Genomic DNA, 19,273 nt, shown 5'->3' with positions numbered 1-19,273 from the left:
TGGACGATCGATTGTTATTTGAATTTGATCAGTGTAATCAAATGCGGCTGGTTTATTGGTGAAATTCGTTGCAATAGGATGTTGAGCAATTCAACGCGGTGTGGCCAGGCGGCCCCGCCGGATCCCATTCAACATTCAGGAGAATCACCATGACGCGCAAGATTGCTCTCATTACCGGTGGCAGCCGTGGTCTGGGCCGCGCATCGGCCATTGCCGCGGCACAACACGGCATCGACGTCATCCTCACCTATCGCAGTCAGCGCGCCGAGGCCGACGCTGTCGTCGCCGAGATCGTCAAACTGGGCGCGAAGGCCGTGGCCTTGCCGCTCGACGTTTCGGAATCGTCGCAATTCGCGCCGTTCGCCGCAGAGGTCAAGCGTGTGCTGCACGAGGTCTGGAAGCGCGATACGTTCGACTTCCTCGTGAACAACGCCGGCACGGGCCTGCACAAGCCGGTGACTGAGACGACGGAAGACGAGTTCGACTTCCTCGTGCGGCTGCACCTCAAGGGACCGTTCTTCCTCACGCAGACGCTGCTGCCGATGATTGCCGATGGCGGTCGCATCCTCAACGTGTCGAGCGGGCTCGCCCGCTTCACGTTCCCGGGTGCTTCGGCATACGCCATGATGAAGGGCGGCATCGAAGTGTTCTCGCGCTATCTGGCGAAGGAGCTGGGCGCGCGCGGCATTCGTGCCAACACGCTTGCGCCGGGGGCCATCGCCACCGACTTCAACGGCGGCACCGTACGCGACAACCAGGCAGTGCATCAGATGGTCGCGGGCACCACCGCGCTGGGACGTGTGGGCGAAGTCGACGACATCGGTGGCGTCGTGGCGGCGCTGCTCGGCGACGACATGGGCTGGATCAACGGTCAGCGCGTCGAAGCGTCGGGCGGCATGATGCTGTAAGGGGCGCGACGACGTCGCTTACACGGAAGACTGACGGCTCAGTGAGCCGGGCGGCGCGAGCGCATCGAACCGGACCACGCGACGGCACCGACGATGCACACGCCGCCAATCGCCATCTTGAGCGTGGGTGACGTGCCGAACAGCACCCACGCGAACGCAATCGCATAGACGGGTTCGAGCGCGATCACGACCGCCGCCTGACTCGCCTTGACGGTGCGCAATGCGTGAATGAAGAGGGTGTATGCCAGCGCGGTGCAAACGACGCCCAGACACGCGAGCCATCCCCATTGGGCGGCGGGAAGCGTCAGGGACTCGTGCCACGCGAACGGCCCGAGCACGATCAGAATACCCAGACATTGCCACCAGCTCGCCTGCAACGGCGAGGCCTGCGCGCCCAGTACCCGGTTCGACAGGGCGATGACGGCGTAGATCGCTCCCGACAGCACGCCCCAGGCAAGGCCCACCGTCGCACCGGCCTGCCAGTCGAACGCGGGTGTCACCAGCGCGAGTCCGATACAAACAAGCCCTATCACCCCGGCGTCCCCCAACGTGGGACGTTCACGGCGCAGTGGCCATTCCAGCAGAATCACGAACGCCGGGAAGCAGGCGAAACCGAGTGTGCCAACGGCAACGCCGCCCGCTTTGATGGCGAGGAAGAAGGCCAGCCAGTGCACGGCCAGCAGCACACCGGCGACGATGAGGCGCGCGGCGGACGCCGTCGACAGGCCACGCCACGGCGCACCACCGGACAGACGCGCGGCGCCGCGCATACCGGCCAGTCCGGCGAGCGCAATGACGGTGAGGGCGAGCCACGAGAACAGCCCGCGTCCGAAGACGATCATCGTGCTGCTCGCGGCGATGTGTTCGCCGAACAGGGCGGACGCACCGAAGAGCATGGCCGCCACGTGCAGTGCAATCTGCTGGCTGGCGCCACCCTGCGGCGCGGCGCTCAGCGCGCCGGTCGGTGTGGACGAAGTCTCGGAAGTGGCCTCAGGCATCGCCCGAGGCGTCTGGCGGTTGGGGCACCGGCACGGCAGTGGTGTACATCACTTGCTTGAGCGCGAAGCTCGAACGAATGTTGCGGATGCCCGGAATGCGGGAGATGCGGTCGGTGATCAGCGACTCGTAAGCGGCCATGTCGCTGACCATCACGCGCAGGAGATAGTCGGCGTCGCCGGACATCAGGTAACACTCCATGACGTTCGGCAGCGCGGTCACGGCGGCTTCGAAGGCATCCAGTCCGTCGCGATTCTGGTTTTCCAGCGTGACGTGGATGAAGACGTTGATGTGCAGCCCGAGGCGCGACGGGTCGAGCAGCGTCACGCGCTGCCGGATGTACCCCGCCGCTTCGAGCGCCTTGACGCGCGCGAGACACGGCGACGGCGACAGGTTCACGCGCGAGGCGAGTTCAACGTTGGTGAGGCGGGCGTCGGCTTGCAGCTCCCGCAGAATCTTCAAATCAATGGCGTCGAGTTCCATACCACTCTACGCACGTGCCCCGGATGGGGGCCGGCGTTCCGTTCAATTAGCCGCTCGGTAGGCGACAGTGCCGCGATATTAGCCTATTTGTCGACGTTGCCGGGGCTCACGTCACTCGCGGCGCGTGCGTTGCCCATATTGGGCGCGACCAGCTCGGTAAGGAATCGAAATGTTGTATTTCGGCGTTGTCGTTGCCGTCTGACGACAACATTTGTTGACGCTGGGCGGTGGTTTGTTAATATCCCGAACCTGTGAATGAGAACGTTAACGATTCTCATTAAAAATATATTGTTTAGTCACACGGGATTTCAAGCATGTCTTCCGCTCCGGCACACCGGGCCAGCCGCGTTTTGCGCGCGAATGGCCGCCTCGCTGCACGTCACCTTTCTCTGGCTCCCCGTAACACCGTCGCACCGCTCGCGCTCGCCGCATTGCTGATGTTTGCCGCATCGTCGGCGTTCGCGCAATCGGCCACCGATGCAACCGACACCACAACTACTGGGGCCGCGCCCGCCACGCTCAAGGCGACGACGGTGACCGACTCGACGTTGCGCGAAACGCCACAGAACCTGAAGCAGTCGGTGCAGGCCGGTGCGCTCGGTGCGCGCAGCCAGCTCGACACGCCGTTCTCCACGACGGTCGTGAGTCAGGAACAACTTGAGAAGCGGCAGGCGACCAAGCTCGGCGACGTGTTCGTCACGGACGCCTCGGTGACCGACGGCAGTAACGCCTTCGACGCATGGGCCGGTTACATCTACGTGCGCGGCATGCCCATCGACTGGCAATCGGGCTTCAAGCTCGACGGCATGCCGGTCATGACCTATGGCGTGACCATGCCGTACGAACAGTTCGACCGTGTGGAGTTGCTCAAGGGCCTGTCTGGCTTCATGTACGGTTTCGTCGCGCCCGGCGGTGTGGTGAACTACGTCACGAAGAAGCCGACGGACGAGCGTATCGCCAGCATCGACGTTGGTTTTCAGTCGGAAGGCATCTGGCGGGAGCACGTTGACCTTGGTGGCCGTGCCGGTCCGAACGACATGTTCGGCGCGCGTTTGAATTACACGCACGAAGAAGGCCGCACGTATACCGACGGCAATCTGAACCGCGACACGGTGTCGGTCGCCCTCGACGCGCGCATCACGCCCGATCTCACGTGGAACTTCGGCGCGATGTATCAGGACCGTCGCGCGACGGGCACGTCGCCATCGCTCTCGACGTATAACTTCACGGGCAACCAATTGCCTGCGCCGATCAATGTGTCCAATGCGAACCTGCAAACGCAGGCGACGCACCTGAACACGATCACGCAGTTCTACACGACGGGCCTGCAATACCAGCTCAATCCGGACTGGAAGGTCTCGGCCAACTTCGCGTACAACAAGTCCACGCGCGACCGTAACGAAGCCACCCTGTACCTCCTGAACGGTGCCGGTAACTTCAGCGGCATGAACGACCTCGGCGACGAAGTGAACACGTTCCACGCGTGGCAGGTGACGGCCGAAGGCAAGGTCCGCACCGGTCCGCTGACGCATCAACTGACGTTCGGCTACGCCTCGCAATATCAGACGAACGATTACGCCTACACGTACAGCCCGAGCTACACGGGCAACCTGTACCAGGGCACGTCGTATCAGTTCTACGGCAACGGCACGCCGCTTCAGGCGCAACGCTCCAGCGCCATCGAGCAGAAGTCGGTCTTCGCGTCGGATACCGTGCAGATCACGGACCGCTTCTCGGTGCTGGCCGGTGGCCGCTTCACGAACTACGACCAGACGAATGCACAGGGCGCGTCGACGTACTCGACCAACGGCGTCTTCACGCCGACGCTCGCCGCGATGTACAAGCTCACGCACAACACCACGGCGTATGCCAGCTATGTGGAAGCGCTCGAAGCGGGTGAAGTGGTCGGTTCGACCTACGCCAACGCGGGCGCGGTGCTGAACCCGTTCAAGAGCCGTCAGTATGAAGTCGGCGTGAAGACGGAGCAGGCGACGTGGAGCACCACGGCGGCGCTGTTCCGCATCGAACGCGGCGCGGTGTACACGAACAGCGCGAACGCTCGCGTGGCCGACGGTCAGTCGATCTATCAGGGGATCGAACTTGCTGGCTCGGTGAAGCTCGGCCCGCAGTGGACGCTGGGTGCCAGCGCCATGGCCCTCGACGCCTGGTACGCACGCACGGCCGGTGGCTTCGATGGCAACCGTGTCGGCGGTGCGCCGCGATTCGTACTCTCGGGCAACGTCGAATACAAGGTGCCGTACGTGCCGGGGCTGTCGGTCGGCGGCGATATCCGCTACAACGGCCGCACGACGCTCAACCCGCAGAACTCGCTGACCGTCTCCGGCTACACGCTGATCAATATCGGCGCGACGTACCGCACGCGTGTTGCCGGTAAGGACGTGACGCTGCGCGCCGCCGTGAGCAACCTCACCAACCGCAAGTACTGGGAGTACCAATACGACAACTACATCAAGCCCGCCGACCCGCGCATGGTCAGTCTGAACGCCAAGATCGATTTCTGATCGACGCGCAGTGTCTTGATGTGACGAACGACAGCGGCCTGCGGGCCGCTGTTTTTCATTGGGCGGCAGATGCTCGTCGGCGTGGGGCTATCGCCGTCATCGAAACAATCAATCGATATCTCGGAAAAAAGGGCTTGACTGTCTATCTACCGATAGATAAAGTTCGTCACATGAACCGCACAATGACATCGCCCGCTGCACCGACCGTCCGGGAACAACTGCTCGATCATGCGCAGACGTTTCTGATGACGCGAGGCTACAACGGCTTTAGCTACCGCGATCTGGCGGAGCGCGTCGGTGTGAAGACGTCGAGCATTCACTACTACTTCCCGGCCAAGGAAGATCTGGTGCTCGAAGCGATCAAGGCGTACGAGGGTTTCATCAGCGAAGGACTGGCGGCGATCGACGAGACGCTGCCCGCACCGGAAAAGCTGGCGTTGTATGCGAAGGGTTTTGGACGAATCGTCGAAGACGGCCACCGGATTTGCCTGTGCGGCATGCTGGCGGCAGACATCGAAACGCTGCCGGAGACGGTGCGCGAAGCGGTGCAGCGGTTCTTCGCGTTTCACGAAGCGTGGCTGGCGCGGGTGCTGACACAAGGCACGCAAGCGGGCTCGCTGACGTTGACGTCCTCGCCGGAAGCGACGGCCCGCGCGCTGTTCGCCGGATTTCAGGGCAGTGTGATGGCGTCGCGGTTGTTCCGGGCGCCGTCGAGGCTGGAGGATGTGGTCGCGTCGGTGTGTGGCGTGGCTTGAAGGGTTGAAAACGCGCCGCAAACTACCGTGGCGCAGCAGGATCAACACGGGAGATATCTCCCGTTTATTTGAGTTTGATTATCTATCTAGTGATAGATAGATGTCGTGAGATGCGAGAAACGGGACGGGCGAAGCGGTGAGGTTGCCGCGATGTTCACAGAAGCTGTCCCGTCAGTGCATTAAGATGACCGCTTGGCTGCAAGGCACCGCGTTGTGCTGTGTCGGGTCAGGAAGGTCGAAGTTTGGAAGTGAAATTTTTCTACTTACCAGGAGTTCGTCATGTCGATCGAAAAAGTACTGTACACCGCCCACGCCACCGCCACCGGAGGCCGTGATGGCCGCGCCACGTCGTCGGACGGTGTGCTCGACGTCAAGCTGGTCGTGCCCAAGGAAATGGGTGGCCCCGGCGTTGGCGGCACGAACCCGGAGCAACTGTTCGCCGCTGGTTACTCGGCCTGCTTCCTGGGCGCGCTGAAGTTCGTCGCAGGCAAGGAAAAGGTGACGCTGCCCGCTGACACGAAGATCGACGGTAGCGTCGGCATCGGTCAGATCCCGACCGGCTTCGGCATTCAGGCCGAACTGAAGATCAGCGTGCCAGGTGTCGAGCGCGCCGTGGTCGAAGGCCTCGTGCAAAAGGCGCACATTGTGTGCCCGTACTCGAACGCCACGCGCGGCAACATCGACGTGACGCTGACGATCGTCTAATCGTCTCCGTTCTCGTACGTCGCATGTGAAAAGAGCAGCCCTCGGGCTGCTCTTTCGCTTTTTGCGTTCTGCGTCGCGTTACTTCGTCTTCACTTCGACCTTGATGCCGTCCGGCAGCACGGTGATCGCACCCGGCTCGACGTCGCGTCCGCCGTACTTCAACTGCTCCGGCTTGAACGTGTAAATCGGGTATTGATTTAGGACTTGCTGCGCGACATTGCCGCCGATGGCCGTGAGTTGCTGACCGTAGGCGGGTGGCATGCCATTCACGTCGACGCGCTCGACGCTCGGGTTGTCGAGCAGCACCGCGCGTCTGACCGGGTCGTACTTCAGCGCACTTGAGATCGCGAGTACGCCTTTGAGCGGCTGACCTTGCAGCAGCACGTTCTGCACCTGTGCATCGACCTGCGTGTTGATACGATTGGCCTGCGGATTGAAGCCGATCTGCGGATGCGTCAGTTCAACGGCGAGCAACTGACCGTAGTTCAGCGTCGTCGGAAACCGCTTATCGACGGCGGCCTCGATGTCCTTGCGCGTCATCGTGTATTCGCCAGTCCAGATGTTGTAGGCGGCGTTCGCCGGACGCATGAGCGGCGCGAGCGCCAGCCCGAGCAACCCGCCGATGGCGAGGTGCAGGGTGTCGCGGCGCGAAAGGCGGGATGTGTCGTCGAGACGCTGTGTATGCGTGATCGTTTGGGTGCTGCGTGAGCGTTGCGAAGTCATGTCACGGGGCCCGGCAAGCGGGCGTGCTTGAATCGTCGATGGTCGTGTGACCCGCATGGCGTGGAATCGTTCTGAATGCCGCGTTGATCTGCATAATCGACGTCGGAAACACAATTCCACTATTTCCGTTGCGAGGCAGCCACAAACGCTGCCGCAACGCAGGCGCGTCTCAATAGTGCGGCGGGATCTCGTGACGCGGATTGCCGTCGCCGCCGCCACTCTGACCTTGCGATTGCATCTGCTGATACAGCGCCTTGAGCTGCTTCTGTAGCAGGTCGATTTGCTGCTCCTGACGCGTGACGATCTCGTTGAGCGTCTCCAGCAGATCTTCCTGAAATGCCGCTTTGACTTCGAGTTCGACGACGCGGGCTTCCAACGATTCCATGAGCTTCTCCGGTGAACGCGGCATTGTAGGCCATTGAACGATCCACACGTCCGTGCTGCAAAGCGTGACGTGTGTGGCGAGACGTTTCACGAACGTGCCGGGCATAATCGCAACATGAAAACCTTTCTGCTTTATGTCGTCACGGCGGTGGCGGAAATCGTCGGCTGCTACTTGCCCTGGCTGTGGCTTAAACAGGATCGCAGCGCGTGGCTGCTGGTGCCAGGCGCTGCGGCGCTTGCGCTGTTCGCGTGGTTGCTCACGCTGCATCCGTCGTCTGCCGGACGTGTCTACGCCGCGTATGGCGGCGTGTACATCAGTGTCGCGATCGTGTGGTTGTGGCTTGTCGACGGCGTACGTCCTACATCATGGGACGTCGCGGGTGTCGTCGTGGCGCTGGCGGGGATGAGCCTGATTGCGTTTCAGCCGCGCTGAAGTCGCACAGGCAGCCATAGCAAAGACGGCCGGTTCAGGCCGTCTTCACCCGATAGGTGCAACGTTGCCCGCCCGCGAGGATGTGCGTCTCGCGCGATACGGTGCCGCGCTCACCGATCAACTCCTGGAACAGTTCCAGTTCCGTACGGCAAAAGCCCTGGCACGTCTTGGCGGCCGCGCAGATCGGGCAGTGATCCTCGATCAGCAACCAGTCGTCGCCATCGCGCTCCACGCGTGCCATGTAGCCTTCCGCCGAACGAATTTCCGCAAGCTTCTCCATACGCGCCGGTAGTCCGGGCAGTGGGTCGATGACCTTCTTGTAGCTCGTGCGCGTCTCGGCAGCGCGTTGTGTGATCAGCCGGTCGAGCCCGTCCTCGCCGAACAACTGACGAATCGAGCCGATCAATTGAATCGTGAGTGTGGAGTGGGCGTCGGGAAAGCGGTCGTGACCGGCTTCGGTGAGCGTCCACGCCTGACGAGGACGTCCCGCGCCGCGCGAGGGCATCGTTTCGCCGACGAGCAGACCGTCCGCCACCAGCTTCTGCACCTGCTGACGCGCCGCTTCCGCCGTGATCCCCAATCCCGAGGCGACTTCCGCCGTCGACGCCGGACCTTGCGTCTTCAACCAATGCAAAACGCGCTCGTGCCCGGCAACCGGGGCCACGAGCGGTGCTGCCCTATTATCCAAGTGGTTATTTGGGTAATTCATCGTGAGGCATGTAATATCCAAGAACTTCCTTGCATATTAGTCGCCCCAGAGGTGACTGTCCATCCATGACAACGAGCATGACGAATTCCACGGTGCCGGGCTGGCGCGATTTGTTGAGTGGCAACAACGGCTGGCGGTCGCTGGCGCTCGCGGGCGGGGTCGCGTTGCATGCGACCAACGTGTATGTGGCGACGACGGTGTTGCCGTCCATCGTGAAAGAAATCGGCGGACTGGATCTGTACTCGTGGAACACGACGCTGTTCGTCGTGGCGTCGATCCTTGGCTCGGTCTTCGCGGCCCAGATGCTTTCGACGCTCGGGCCGCGCGTCGCTTACATCGCGGCGCTCGTCGGCTTCAGTGCAGGCACGATCGTGTGTGCGGCCGCGCCGAGCATGCCGTGGATGCTCGCCGGGCGCACGCTGCAAGGTTTCGGCGGCGGCATTCTGCTAGCGCTGAGCTACGCATTGATCCGCATCGTCTTCGCGCCGCCGTTGTGGTCGCGGGCGATGGGGCTGGTCTCGGGGATGTGGGGCGTCGCAACGCTCTGCGGCCCGGCCGTCGGCGGCGTCTTCGCGCAGTTCGGTCACTGGCGCTGGGCGTTCTGGTCTTTGCTGCCCATTGTGGTGGGATTGGGCCTCATCATTCGCGCGCAGGTACCGGCCGGACGTGCGGTAAAGGCCGCAGACGGGACCTCGCAAAGCCACGACGACGCGTACGCCGTGCCGTGGTTCAAGGTTGTGCTGCTATGCGCGTCGGCGGTGGCGATTTCGCTCGGCGCGGTCGTAAATTCGCACGTCGTGGCCGCAGGGTGGATGGTGTTCGGCCTCGCTCTCGCATGGTGGCTGGCACAGCGAGAGCGTAGTGTGCGCCATGCGTTGCCGCGACTGATGCCTACGGGCGCGTACTCGTTGCGCACGCGTCTGGGCGGACTCTATGCCACCATGAGCCTGCTCGGTCTGGCCATGACGAGCGAGATCTACATCCCCTATTTCCTTCAGACGATTCACGGACAGACGCCGTTTGCTGCGGGCTACCTTGCTGCGCTCATGGCGGCGGGCTGGTCGGTCGGCTCGATGACGAGCGCTAGCCGCCAGGGCGACGCCGCTCGGCGGCGCGTTCGCCTCGGCCCGGTCATCGTCGCCGTGGGGATGTTTGCGCTCGCGTGGTTGCTGCCGCAGGCATCGCTCTTCGACAGCACCGCAGGGATTACGACGCTTTGCATCGCGTTGTTCGGGGTGGGGATCGGTGTCGGCATCGGCTGGCCGCATTTGCTCACGCGGGTGATGACGGCGGCGCGTCCGGGTGAAGCGGGGCTGGCGTCTGCCTCGATCACCACGGTGCAGTTGTATTCGATGGCGCTCGGCTCGGCGCTCGCGGGACTCGTCGCGAACTCGGCAGGTCTCGCCGACGGCGGGCTGCCCGAAATCCAGCGTGCCTCGATCTGGTTGTTCGCGGTATTCGCCCTCGCACCGGCGGGCGCGGCCGTCATCATCCGGCGCGGCAGGACAGCCGCATCCGTCAACGCACAGAGCGAACAAAACCAACGAGAAGGGCAGGAGGCATCATGATCGATCGCATCACTGCCATGCGTACCTTCGTGCGCGTGGCCGAAGTCGGTAGCTTCACGAAGGCGGCGGCGTCGCTCGATATTCCGCGTGCGACGGCGACGACACAGGTGCAGCATCTCGAACGCTGGTTCGGCGTGGCGCTCTTTACGCGCTCGACCCGGCGCGTGGCGCTCACGATGGAGGGGGCGGCGTATTACGAGCGATGCTCGTCGATTCTCGCGGATGTCGAAGAAGTCGAGTCGGGGCTGTTCGGCGCGCAGGCGCAGTTGCGTGGACGCCTCGCCGTCGTGCTGCCGCCGGTCATCGCCCGCGAGGTGGTCATGCCGTCGCTCGCTGAGTTTCAGGCCCGTTATCCCGGGCTTGAGCTTGCACTCGACGCGACGCCTGCGCACGGCGACTGGCGGGGCGACGGGGTGGATTGCGGTGTCGTGCTGGGGGAGTTGCCTGACTCGCGGCTGGTGGCGCGACATCTGGGCGACCTGCCGCGCGTGACGTGCGCAAGCCGTCGCTATCTGGACCTGCATGGCACGCCGGAGGATCTCGACGGATTGGCCACGCATACGTCGGTCAAATGGTTGTCTGCACCGGCGGAGCCGTTGGCCTCGCTTGCCGCGCCGTCGCCGGGTTCGTCGGGATCACCGGGTGAGGGAGGTCAGGGCTTCATGTTGCCGACGCGCTGTGGCGATCTCACGTTGACGGTGGGTGGCAAGGCGACGTGCGTGCGCACACGCGGTCAACTGCACGTTGGCGATGAAGCGGCGTATCTCGCGGCAGGGCTGGAGGGACTGGGGCTGATTCAGCCGACGCTGCTGGCGGCCGCACCGTATCTGGCGTCGGGGCGTCTCGTGCCGGTGCTGCCGAAGTGTCCGCCGCCGCCGTTGCGGCTGTCGGCGGCATATCCGGCGCAAAAACGCGTGTCGCCGCGTGTGCGAGCGTTCGTCGACTGGCTGGCGTTGATCTGTGAGCCGTTAGGTCATGCGCAGGCCGCTGGCGGCAACGTGACAGGAAATGCCGGGACGGCGGCCGCGAAAGTCAGCACGAAGGCCGACGCGAAAAGTTATGCACCCCTTCCGGACTTGCCGGAGGGCGCGCCGTCCAGCACGCGACGCTCGTTGACGCTGCCTGCGTAATGGTTGCGCTTCTCTTCGTACATCAGTAAATCGGCGCGCTGGATCGTGGCTTCGAGCCGTTCGCCAGCTTCGCACGTCGCCATCCCCATCGAGAACGACAGTGGCGTGCCGGGGTAGAACGAGTTATTCAGTTCCACGAGCTGACGAATGCTCTCGATCATCGCGGCACCGCCTGTCTCGTCGGTCGACGGCAGGAGCAGCGCGAATTCGTCGCCACCGATGCGGGCCGCGATCTGAGGCGCTGCGACCGCCTTACCCAGCACTTCGCCCGCGCGACGCAGCAGCGCGTCGCCAGCGGCGTGGCCCAACTGATCGTTCACCGCCTTCAGGCCGTTCAGATCGGCGACCACCACCGTCACCGGATACGGGCCCTTGCGTTCGAGCCGGTTGAGTTCGTCCACATAGAACGACCGGTTGCGCAGCTTGGTGAGCACGTCGTGCTTGCCTAGGAACTCCAGATACGATTCGGCCTTCTTGCGCGCGGTGATGTCGGTGAGCGCAACGAGCACGAGATCCCAGCGCGATTCGTGACCGGGCAGCACGGCGAATTGCAGATGGACGTTGATCTCGTTGCCGTCGAGCGCGTAGTTCACGACTTCGCGCTGCTGAAAGAGCTTGTTCTCCCACAGGTCGATCAGCTGCTCGCGGAAGTTGTGACGCATGTCGTCGCGGAACACGTCGGGCAGACGGCTGAGCAGGGTGGCCTTGTCGGGCGCGACGAACATCGCCAGCGTATGACGGTTCACGTCGAGTACATCGATTTCCTGCATGCAGCGTTCGACGAACTCCGGGTGCACATCGGTGAACGTGCGGAAGTCGGTGATGCCGCGTGCGCGTGCGTCCTCAAGGAGTAACTTGATCGCACTGAAATCTTCGACCCACAGGGAGACCGGCGAATACTCGAACAGTCCTCGGGCGTATTGCTCGCCCATAGTGACGCGCTCGCGGGCGTGCTCCAGTTCGGTCACGTTCTCCAGCGAGATCAGCACGCGGTCGAGCGTGGCTTCATGACCGGGCAGGACGGAGCCGTTCAGCAATACGTCCAGACGGCGGCCGTCGAGCGTGTAATTGACGGTCTTGCTCGTGAAGTGGGTATTGCCGTCCCACAGTTGGCAGAGCTCTTCGATGTGCGTCTTGAGCATGTCGTCGCGGAACACGCGCGACAAGTTGGCGACGAGTTCGTCGAGCGAGGGCGCGTTGAACATCGTGAGGGTCCGGCGATTGACCTTGATGACGCGAATGCGTTGGGAACACTGCGAGACGTGCGCCGGATCGGCTTTGAAGTGTGCACGCAGATCGACCACGCCTTGCGCACGCCATTCGTCGAACAATCGCTTCACGCCGCTGAAGTCTTCGAGCCAGAGAGAGACGGGTGCGAGGTCGAACATCAGTGCGTCGTCGGTGACGCTGCCCGCCGATGTCCCGGCAATGGCGGATGTCGCGTTAGGCGAGGGTACGGCGGGCATGGCGTCCGGCATGTGGCACCTGGTCTGTTATGTCTGGTTTAGCCCGCCATTTTACGTTCAAACGATTTGCAAGCTGTCCTGACTTCGCGTTGCGTCGAATTACAGCAGCGGCGCACCGGTGTCGCGTTTGACTTCGCGTAGGGAAAGCATCGACTCGATGGACGACACGCCGGGCAGGGCGCGCAACACGTCGCGCGTGAAACTACCGTAATCATCGAGGTCGGTGGCGACCACGCCGAGCAGATAGTCGGCGCTGCCGGAGATGTTGTGGCACGACACGATACGGTCGATGGCCTGCACTTCCCGCTCGAACTGTTCGGACAGGGCACGATCGTGCACCGCGAAGCGCACGTGGACAAACGCCGTCACGCCGAGGCCCAGCGCGCGGTGCGAGAGTTCGGCGCGGTAGCCGGTGATGTAGCCCTCGGCTTCAAGGCGCTTGAGGCGTCGTGCACACGGCGTTTCGGAAAGCGATACACGCTCGGCAAGGCGGGCGTTGGAAATGCGGCCATCGCGTTGGACGATGGCGAGAATTGCCCGATCGATCGCGTCGAGTTCGTTCATTGTGGGTATCCCGCTACAAAATCTGCTGCAAAGATGGCATTCCACCACGATACGGGAGGAGGGGAAAGTGTTTCCCTCATCCGTTTGGCCTAAGCCGATCAGCAGTGAGGTAGAGGCCGGGTTAGTGCTTTTTCTCGATGTGGAGTAATTGGTGGAGTAATACTCCAAATAATTAATTATTTTTGGGTGGAAAACGCCATGTTTCGCTCGTTAAATGGAGAGATCATGGAGGCAATTTTCGTCCGCTTTCATTCATTGGGGAAAAGCATGGTTTCGCCGCAGTTGCTCACCGTATTCATTGGCGCGCTGGTTGTCGTCTATGCGCTGCCCGGGCCCGATATGGCGGTGGTGATGCAAACGAGCATGACGCGCGGCACGCGACACGGACTTGCCACAGCGGCCGGTCTGGCGCTAGCGCGTGCCGCCCATGTGACGCTGTCGGCCTGCGGCGTGGCGGCGCTGCTGCGCGCCGCGCCGTGGCTGTTCGAGACGGTGCGTATCGTGGGCGCGCTCTATCTGGCGTGGGTCGCCATCCAGATCTGGCGCTCACCGGCCTTTGGCGTGCAGGCGGTGGCCGCCGCAGACGATGCCCCGCCGCCGCTCTCGCATGCGTTCCGCCGTGGCGTGCTGTCGAGCGTGCTCAATCCGAAGGCGCTGCTGTTCTGTTCGGTACTCCTGCCGCAGTTCGTCCGCCCTGAAGCGGGCCCGGTGTGGACGCAAGTGCTCGAACTCGGCGTGCTGCTGCTGATCGTCGGGGCGATGTTCGATGTCGCGCTCTCATTCGGTGCGGCGCGCATCGCAAACTGGCTGCGGACCCGGCCGTTTGCACAAAAAGTACAACGCTGGTCGTTCGGGGCGGCGCTCATGGCATTTGCCGTGCGGCTGTCGCTCGACTGAAAAGCCGGGCACAATACATCTCACCTACATCACCTTCCAGTGATTGCACCAAACGAGTGCATTTCGCTGCGACACGGCAAATTGGGGTGCGACACAACGTCGCACCCGTTGAATTCCCAGAACCTTCCCGCATTGCTGCATTGCACAGCGTTTACCGTCAAAAAGGTGCCGATCTGCTCGGAAATCGTCGCGCGCGTACGCGTGAAGGCCGCGCGACACATTGTCGCGCAGGCGGGTGTGCGATGTCCGGGCTAATTAAACTTCGGCATAATGCCGCACCGTGATGGAAGTAAAAGACAAGAAGTCGGACAGTGACTTGAGGTCTGCGGGCGGCAATCCGCCCCGGTTCCCGTCTTTTCGATGACACAGTCGTCGTAGTTCGACCGGTGCAATACCGGCGAGACGACTGCTCCCGTCCCACCTAACCCTTGCCAACCTCCTGCGACCCTGCATCAGGCCGGTAAGCCCGTGTTGCGCCGTTCGCTGGCCAACTCAACCCTGTCGTGTGACATGAAGAAACACAGAAACCCGCGATTGTTTAGGCTGCTCGCCTTGTGCTCGCCGCTGCTTTTGGCAGGCTGCGACATGACGCTGCTCGACCCTAAGGGGCAGATCGGAATTGAGAACAAGAACCTGATCCTCACGGCCACATGGCTGATGTTGATCGTGGTGATTCCGGTCATTCTGATGACGCTTTGGTTCGCGTGGAAATATCGCGCATCCAACAAGACGGCGCGCTATGAGCCGAATTGGTCGCACTCGACGGCCATTGAGGTCGTGGTCTGGCTCGTGCCGATCATCATCATTGCGATCCTCGCGCGCATCACCTGGGTCTCCACCCACGAACTCGATCCGTACAAGCCGCTGGAAAGCGACGTGAAGCCGATTACGGTCGAAGTGGTGGCGTTGAACTACAAGTGGTTGTTCATCTACCCGGAACAGGGCATTGCGTCGATCAACGAACTGGCCGTTCCTGTCGATGTCCCGGTGAATTTCAAGATCACCTCGGAATCGATCATGAACTCGTTCTTCATTCCGCAATTGGGTAGCCAGGTCTACTCGATGGCCGGGATGGAAACGAAGCTGCACCTGATCGCCAACCACGTCGGCTCGTACGACGGGATTTCGGCGAACTACAGCGGCGGCGGCTTCTCGGGCATGCGTTTCAAGACGTTGGCGATGACGGACGGCGACTTCCAGCAATGGGTCACGAAGGTGCGCGAGTCGAAGAAGGTGCTCGACCACGATGCCTACGCGTCGCTGGTGCCGATGAGCGAGAACACGCCGGTCACGTACTACAGCTCGGTCGACGCGAACATGTTCCAGTCGATCGTGCACGCCCCGATGGCATCGGGCATGGCTCAGCAGCATGAAGGCCATGAAAACCACGGTGCCATGGAAATGAAGGGCATGGACATGAAGATGGAAATGAAGGGCGCGGGCACCGACGCCGCAACGGCTCCGGCCGCTGCAGCCAACGTGCAAGGCCAGTCGATGACCATGGCCATGGACGCCGGCGCGCACGCGATGCACGCCGCCGGTCCGGCTGCGCACGCGCATAAGGAGTAATCAACAATGTCAGCACTGTTTGGCAAACTGACTCTCGAAGCCATCCCGTACCACGAGCCGATCATCGTCGGCGCGGTCGGCATGATGGTGCTGGGCGGGTTGGGCATTTTTGCCCTGCTCACCTATTTCGGTAAGTGGAAGTATCTGTGGAACGAGTGGGTCACGTCCGTCGATCACAAGAAGATCGGCGTGATGTACGTGCTCGTCGCGCTGGTCATGCTGCTGCGCGGCTTTGCCGACGCCATGATGATGCGTACCCAGTTGGCGCTTGCGCACAACTCGCCCGGCATTCTCCCGCCGGATCACTACGACCAGATCTTCACCGCCCACGGCGTGATCATGATCTTCTTCGTGGCGATGCCTTTCATGACGGGTCTCGTGAACCTCGTGGTGCCGCTGCAAATCGGCGCGCGCGACGTGGCGTTCCCGTTCCTGAACACGCTGTCGTTCTGGCTGTTTGCCGCAGGCGCCGTGCTCGTGAACCTGTCGCTGGGCGTGGGTGAATTCGCACGTACTGGCTGGCTGGCTTACCCGCCGCTCTCGGGCATTCAATACAGCCCGGGCGTGGGGGTGGATTACTACATCTGGGCCTTGCAGATTTCAGGTCTGGGGACGTTGCTCACGGGTGTGAACTTCGTCGTCACGATTCTGAAGATGCGCGCACCGGGCATGAACCTGATGAAGATGCCGATCTTCACGTGGACGTCCCTGTGCACGATGGTGCTGGTGTGCGCCGCGTTCCCGGTCCTGACCGTGACGCTGGGCCTGCTCTCGCTGGATCGCTATCTCGACTTCCATTTCTTCACGAATGAGTTGGGCGGCAATCCGATGATGTACATCAACCTGATCTGGATCTGGGGTCACCCTGAGGTGTACATCCTGATCTTGCCGGCGTTCGGTATCTTCTCGGAAATCATTTCGACGTTCTCGGGCAAGAAGCTGTTCGGCTACAAGTCGATGGTGTACGCCACGGCTGCGATCATGGTGCTGTCGTTCCTCGTGTGGGCGCACCACTTCTTCACGATGGGTTCGGGCGCAAGCGTGAACGCGTTCTTCGGTATCGCGACGATGATCATCTCGATCCCGACCGGCGTGAAGATCTTCAACTGGCTGTTCACGATGTACCGTGGTCGCGTGCAAATGACGACGCCGGTGCTGTGGACGCTGGGCTTCATCGTCACGTTCGTGATCGGTGGTATGACGGGCGTGCTGCTGGCTGTGCCGGGCGCCGACTTCGTGCTGCACAACTCGCTGTTCCTGATTGCTCACTTCCACAACGTGATCATCGGTGGTGTGCTGTTCGGTTACATCGCCGGTATGAACTACTGGTTCCCGAAGGCTTTCGGCTTCAAGCTCGACGAGCGTCTGGGCAAGGCAAGCTTCTGGTGCTGGCTGATCGGCTTCTACCTCGCATTCATGCCGCTGTACGTGCTCGGCCTGATGGGCATGACCCGTCGTCTGAACCACTACGACAACCCGGCATGGCAGCCGTGGCTGATCGCTGCGCTGATCGGTGCACTGTTCATCGCCGCAGGTATTGGCTTCCAGGTGCTGCAACTGGTTGTGTCGATCAAGAACCGCAAGGCGCTGGCCGACACTACGGGTGACCCCTGGAACGGCCGTACGCTGGAGTGGATGACGTCGTCGCCGCCGCAGTTCTACAACTTTGCCGAAGAGCCGCGCGTGCATGACATCGACGAGCTGGCTTATCGCAAGGAACACGGCATCAAGAGCGATCTGAAGACGAGCTACGCCCCGATTCACATGCCGAAGAACACCGGCGCCGGTTTCATCATCAGTGCGTTCTCGCTGGTGTTCGGTTTCGCCGCCATCTGGCATATCTGGTGGCTCGCCATCGTTGGCTTCGTGGGCATGATCGTGACGTTCATCTGCCGCAGCAACAACGATTCGATCGACTACTACGTGCAGTCGCCGGAAGTGGTGGCCATTGAATCGGCTCACCATCAGGCACTGGCCGCAGCAGCAAAGGCTTAATCATGACGAGCGAAGTTCTCAAACACACGGGCGCGCATGCCGATGCGCATGCGCACGACCACGCGCACCACGACACCGGCGGCAATACGATCTTCGGTTTCTGGGTGTACCTGATGACCGACTTGGTGCTGTTCGCCAGCTTGTTCGCCACCTTCGCGGTGCTGCGTGACTCGACGGCGGGTGGCCCCACGGGCAAGGAACTGTTCGACCTGAAGTTCGTGCTGGTCGAAACGTTCATCCTGCTGTTCTCGTCGATCACGTATGGCTTCGCCATGATCGGCCTGCACAACGGCAAGAAGGGCGCCGTGATGGGCTGGCTGGCCATCACGTGGCTGCTGGGCGCGGGCTTCATCGCGATGGAACTCTATGAATTCCATCACCTGATCCTCGAAGGCGCAGGTCCGAACCGTAGCGGCTTCCTGTCGTCGTTCTTCGCACTGGTGGCGACGCACGGTCTGCACGTGGCCTCGGGCCTGCTGTGGATGGCCGTGCTGATGTTCCAGATCGCCAAGAAGGGCCTGACGTCGACCAACACGACGCGTCTGCAGTGCCTCTCGCTGTTCTGGCACTTCTTGGACGTGGTCTGGATCGGCGTGTTCACGGTCGTGTACCTGATGGGAGCGATGTAATGAGCAATACCAAATCGGTGCAATCGCACGGCCACGACGCTGGCCACAACGCAGCCGGTGGCAGCCACGGTAGCGTGAAGTCGTACCTGATCGGCTTCGTGCTCGCCGTGATCCTGACGGTCATCCCGTTCAAGCTGGTGATGGACGGCACGATGCCTCCCTCGACGGTGCTCCCGCTGATTCTCGGCGCCGCACTGATCCAGATCATCGTCCACCTGATCTACTTCCTGCACATGGACCGCTCGTCGGAACAACGCTGGAATGTGATGGCGTTCCTGTTCACCGTGCTGATCGTCGCCATCGTGCTCGTCGGCTCGCTGTGGATCATGCACAACGCCAACTCGCTGATGATGCCGGGGATGTAAGTCCCGGAACTTGCCGGTAGTCTTCGGCAAGTGCGAAAGGCGGCTTCGGGTTATACCGGGCCGCCTTTTTCTATTTTTTGGCTTCTGTAGTATGCAAAAAGGGCAATTCGACTAATCGAATTGCCCTTTTTGCTCACGCGCTATCTGTTCGTCGACGCCGCCCGCCGTTCCATCCCCTCGACCCTTGACTCACCCCCAAACCCGCGGCGCTTGCCGGTACCCTGACTCCGCTCCACCTGAAAGTCGCTCCGTCAGGGCACCGACAATCACCGCTCATATTTCCTGTGCCGTCACCGTTGTCGATTAACCACGCGGCGGCTTGTCGTCCGGCGGCGTATCAGAGGTCGGTGCTGCCAGAATGACCCCCGGACGTACCGGCAGGTCCGGGCGAATGCCCAGCAACGGCAACGCCTGTGACGCAATCAGGGCACCGACAATCACCGCTCATATTTCCTGTGCCGTCACCGTTGTC

Annotated in this window: 20 protein-coding genes; 12 read left to right on the top strand and 8 right to left on the bottom strand. The window is 62.1% G+C overall.

Translation table 11 applies throughout. The features are described from left to right. Positions 1–149 precede the first annotated feature (149 nt). Positions 150–908 (top strand): SDR family NAD(P)-dependent oxidoreductase, encoded by a 759-nt coding sequence (locus PAN31117_RS17590; RefSeq protein WP_150739346.1) that lies wholly within the window; start codon positions 150–152, stop codon positions 906–908. Between the two features lie 38 nt (positions 909–946). Here the strand turns inward: PAN31117_RS17590 and PAN31117_RS17585 are convergent, their stop codons facing one another. Beyond that, positions 947–1,906, bottom strand: a complete 960-nt coding sequence (locus tag PAN31117_RS17585; protein WP_150739345.1) for a DMT family transporter — start codon at positions 1,904–1,906, stop codon at positions 947–949. Continuing rightward, positions 1,899–2,387: an Lrp/AsnC family transcriptional regulator gene (locus tag PAN31117_RS17580; protein WP_039396891.1), complete on the bottom strand. Its 489-nt coding sequence runs from the start codon at positions 2,385–2,387 to the stop codon at positions 1,899–1,901. Before PAN31117_RS17580 ends, PAN31117_RS17585 begins: the two co-directional genes overlap by 8 nt. Before the next feature lie 314 nt (positions 2,388–2,701). On the opposite strand from PAN31117_RS17580, the gene PAN31117_RS17575 reads away from it, so the two are divergent. The 3 genes from PAN31117_RS17575 (at position 2,702) to PAN31117_RS17565 (ending at position 6,369) form a co-directional block, all read left to right on the top strand. Then, the gene (locus PAN31117_RS17575; protein WP_150739344.1) at positions 2,702–4,909 is read left to right on the top strand and encodes a TonB-dependent siderophore receptor; all 2,208 of its coding nucleotides are present in this window, start codon (positions 2,702–2,704) and stop codon (positions 4,907–4,909) included. Between the two features lie 182 nt (positions 4,910–5,091). After that, the gene (locus PAN31117_RS17570; RefSeq protein WP_150739343.1) at positions 5,092–5,664 is read left to right on the top strand and encodes a TetR/AcrR family transcriptional regulator; all 573 of its coding nucleotides are present in this window, start codon (positions 5,092–5,094) and stop codon (positions 5,662–5,664) included. A gap of 279 nt (positions 5,665–5,943) precedes the next feature. Beyond that, positions 5,944–6,369, top strand: coding sequence for an organic hydroperoxide resistance protein (locus PAN31117_RS17565; RefSeq protein ID WP_150739342.1), 426 nt, complete (start codon positions 5,944–5,946; stop codon positions 6,367–6,369). Positions 6,370–6,447: 78 nt separating this feature from the next. Here the strand turns inward: PAN31117_RS17565 and PAN31117_RS17560 are convergent, their stop codons facing one another. Together PAN31117_RS17560 and PAN31117_RS17555 are read right to left on the bottom strand one after the other, a co-directional pair. Next, complete coding sequence (locus PAN31117_RS17560) at positions 6,448–7,092, bottom strand: DUF1439 domain-containing protein (RefSeq protein WP_150739341.1); 645 nt, start codon at positions 7,090–7,092, stop codon at positions 6,448–6,450. 169 nt (positions 7,093–7,261) lie between these two features. Further along, complete coding sequence (locus tag PAN31117_RS17555) at positions 7,262–7,477, bottom strand: SlyX family protein (RefSeq protein ID WP_370855767.1); 216 nt, start codon at positions 7,475–7,477, stop codon at positions 7,262–7,264. 114 nt (positions 7,478–7,591) lie between these two features. Here PAN31117_RS17555 and PAN31117_RS17550 point away from each other — a divergent pair, with 114 nt between their 5' ends. Continuing rightward, a complete protein-coding gene (locus tag PAN31117_RS17550) occupies positions 7,592–7,909 on the top strand; it encodes a YnfA family protein (protein ID WP_150739340.1) in 318 nt (105 codons plus the stop codon). A 34-nt stretch (positions 7,910–7,943) separates the two neighbouring features. Here the strand turns inward: PAN31117_RS17550 and PAN31117_RS17545 are convergent, their stop codons facing one another. Further along, positions 7,944–8,543 (bottom strand): helix-turn-helix transcriptional regulator, encoded by a 600-nt coding sequence (locus PAN31117_RS17545; protein WP_306440194.1) that lies wholly within the window; start codon positions 8,541–8,543, stop codon positions 7,944–7,946. 152 nt (positions 8,544–8,695) lie between these two features. Between PAN31117_RS17545 and PAN31117_RS17540 the strand changes: the two genes are divergently transcribed. Beyond that, positions 8,696–10,186 (top strand): MFS transporter, encoded by a 1,491-nt coding sequence (locus tag PAN31117_RS17540; protein ID WP_150739338.1) that lies wholly within the window; start codon positions 8,696–8,698, stop codon positions 10,184–10,186. After that, positions 10,183–11,316: a LysR family transcriptional regulator gene (locus PAN31117_RS17535; protein WP_150739337.1), complete on the top strand. Its 1,134-nt coding sequence runs from the start codon at positions 10,183–10,185 to the stop codon at positions 11,314–11,316. Before PAN31117_RS17540 ends, PAN31117_RS17535 begins: the two co-directional genes overlap by 4 nt. On the opposite strand, the gene PAN31117_RS17530 is transcribed toward PAN31117_RS17535, so the two are convergent. Together PAN31117_RS17530 and PAN31117_RS17525 are read right to left on the bottom strand one after the other, a co-directional pair. Then, positions 11,244–12,794 carry a sensor domain-containing diguanylate cyclase gene (locus PAN31117_RS17530; protein ID WP_246189151.1) on the bottom strand — a complete coding sequence of 517 codons (1,551 nt, stop codon included), beginning with the start codon at positions 12,792–12,794 and terminating at the stop codon, positions 11,244–11,246. The two genes, PAN31117_RS17535 and PAN31117_RS17530, sit on opposite strands and share 73 nt — an antisense overlap. A gap of 87 nt (positions 12,795–12,881) precedes the next feature. After that, a complete protein-coding gene (locus PAN31117_RS17525) occupies positions 12,882–13,346 on the bottom strand; it encodes an Lrp/AsnC family transcriptional regulator (RefSeq protein ID WP_039396907.1) in 465 nt (154 codons plus the stop codon). A 267-nt stretch (positions 13,347–13,613) separates the two neighbouring features. Between PAN31117_RS17525 and PAN31117_RS17520 the strand changes: the two genes are divergently transcribed. The 5 genes from PAN31117_RS17520 to PAN31117_RS17500 all read left to right on the top strand — a co-directional run bounded on the left by PAN31117_RS17520 (position 13,614) and on the right by PAN31117_RS17500 (position 18,801). Continuing rightward, the gene (locus PAN31117_RS17520; RefSeq protein WP_150739336.1) at positions 13,614–14,243 is read left to right on the top strand and encodes a LysE family translocator; all 630 of its coding nucleotides are present in this window, start codon (positions 13,614–13,616) and stop codon (positions 14,241–14,243) included. A gap of 510 nt (positions 14,244–14,753) precedes the next feature. Beyond that, the gene (cyoA, locus tag PAN31117_RS17515) at positions 14,754–15,812 is read left to right on the top strand and encodes a ubiquinol oxidase subunit II (protein ID WP_150739335.1); all 1,059 of its coding nucleotides are present in this window, start codon (positions 14,754–14,756) and stop codon (positions 15,810–15,812) included. Positions 15,813–15,827: 15 nt separating this feature from the next. Beyond that, on the top strand, positions 15,828–17,807 hold the full coding sequence (gene cyoB, locus PAN31117_RS17510) for a cytochrome o ubiquinol oxidase subunit I (RefSeq protein WP_150739510.1): 1,980 nt from the start codon (positions 15,828–15,830) through the stop codon (positions 17,805–17,807). A 2-nt stretch (positions 17,808–17,809) separates the two neighbouring features. Continuing rightward, on the top strand, positions 17,810–18,436 hold the full coding sequence (locus PAN31117_RS17505; protein WP_039396910.1) for a cytochrome o ubiquinol oxidase subunit III: 627 nt from the start codon (positions 17,810–17,812) through the stop codon (positions 18,434–18,436). Further along, positions 18,436–18,801, top strand: a complete 366-nt coding sequence (locus tag PAN31117_RS17500) for a cytochrome o ubiquinol oxidase subunit IV (protein ID WP_039396912.1) — start codon at positions 18,436–18,438, stop codon at positions 18,799–18,801. The genes PAN31117_RS17505 and PAN31117_RS17500 overlap by 1 nt, the downstream gene beginning before the upstream one ends. Positions 18,802–19,104: 303 nt before the next feature. Here PAN31117_RS17500 and PAN31117_RS27190 read toward each other — a convergent pair whose 3' ends face one another. Then, positions 19,105–19,242: a hypothetical protein gene (locus tag PAN31117_RS27190; protein ID WP_174991012.1), complete on the bottom strand. Its 138-nt coding sequence runs from the start codon at positions 19,240–19,242 to the stop codon at positions 19,105–19,107. Positions 19,243–19,273 lie beyond the last annotated feature (31 nt).

The organism is Pandoraea anapnoica (genome assembly GCF_902459765.1).
Taxonomy (GTDB): Bacteria; Pseudomonadota; Gammaproteobacteria; order Burkholderiales; family Burkholderiaceae; genus Pandoraea; species Pandoraea anapnoica.
Note: the sequence above shows the minus strand (reverse complement) of the source record. Positions and strands in the feature narration are given on the sequence as shown.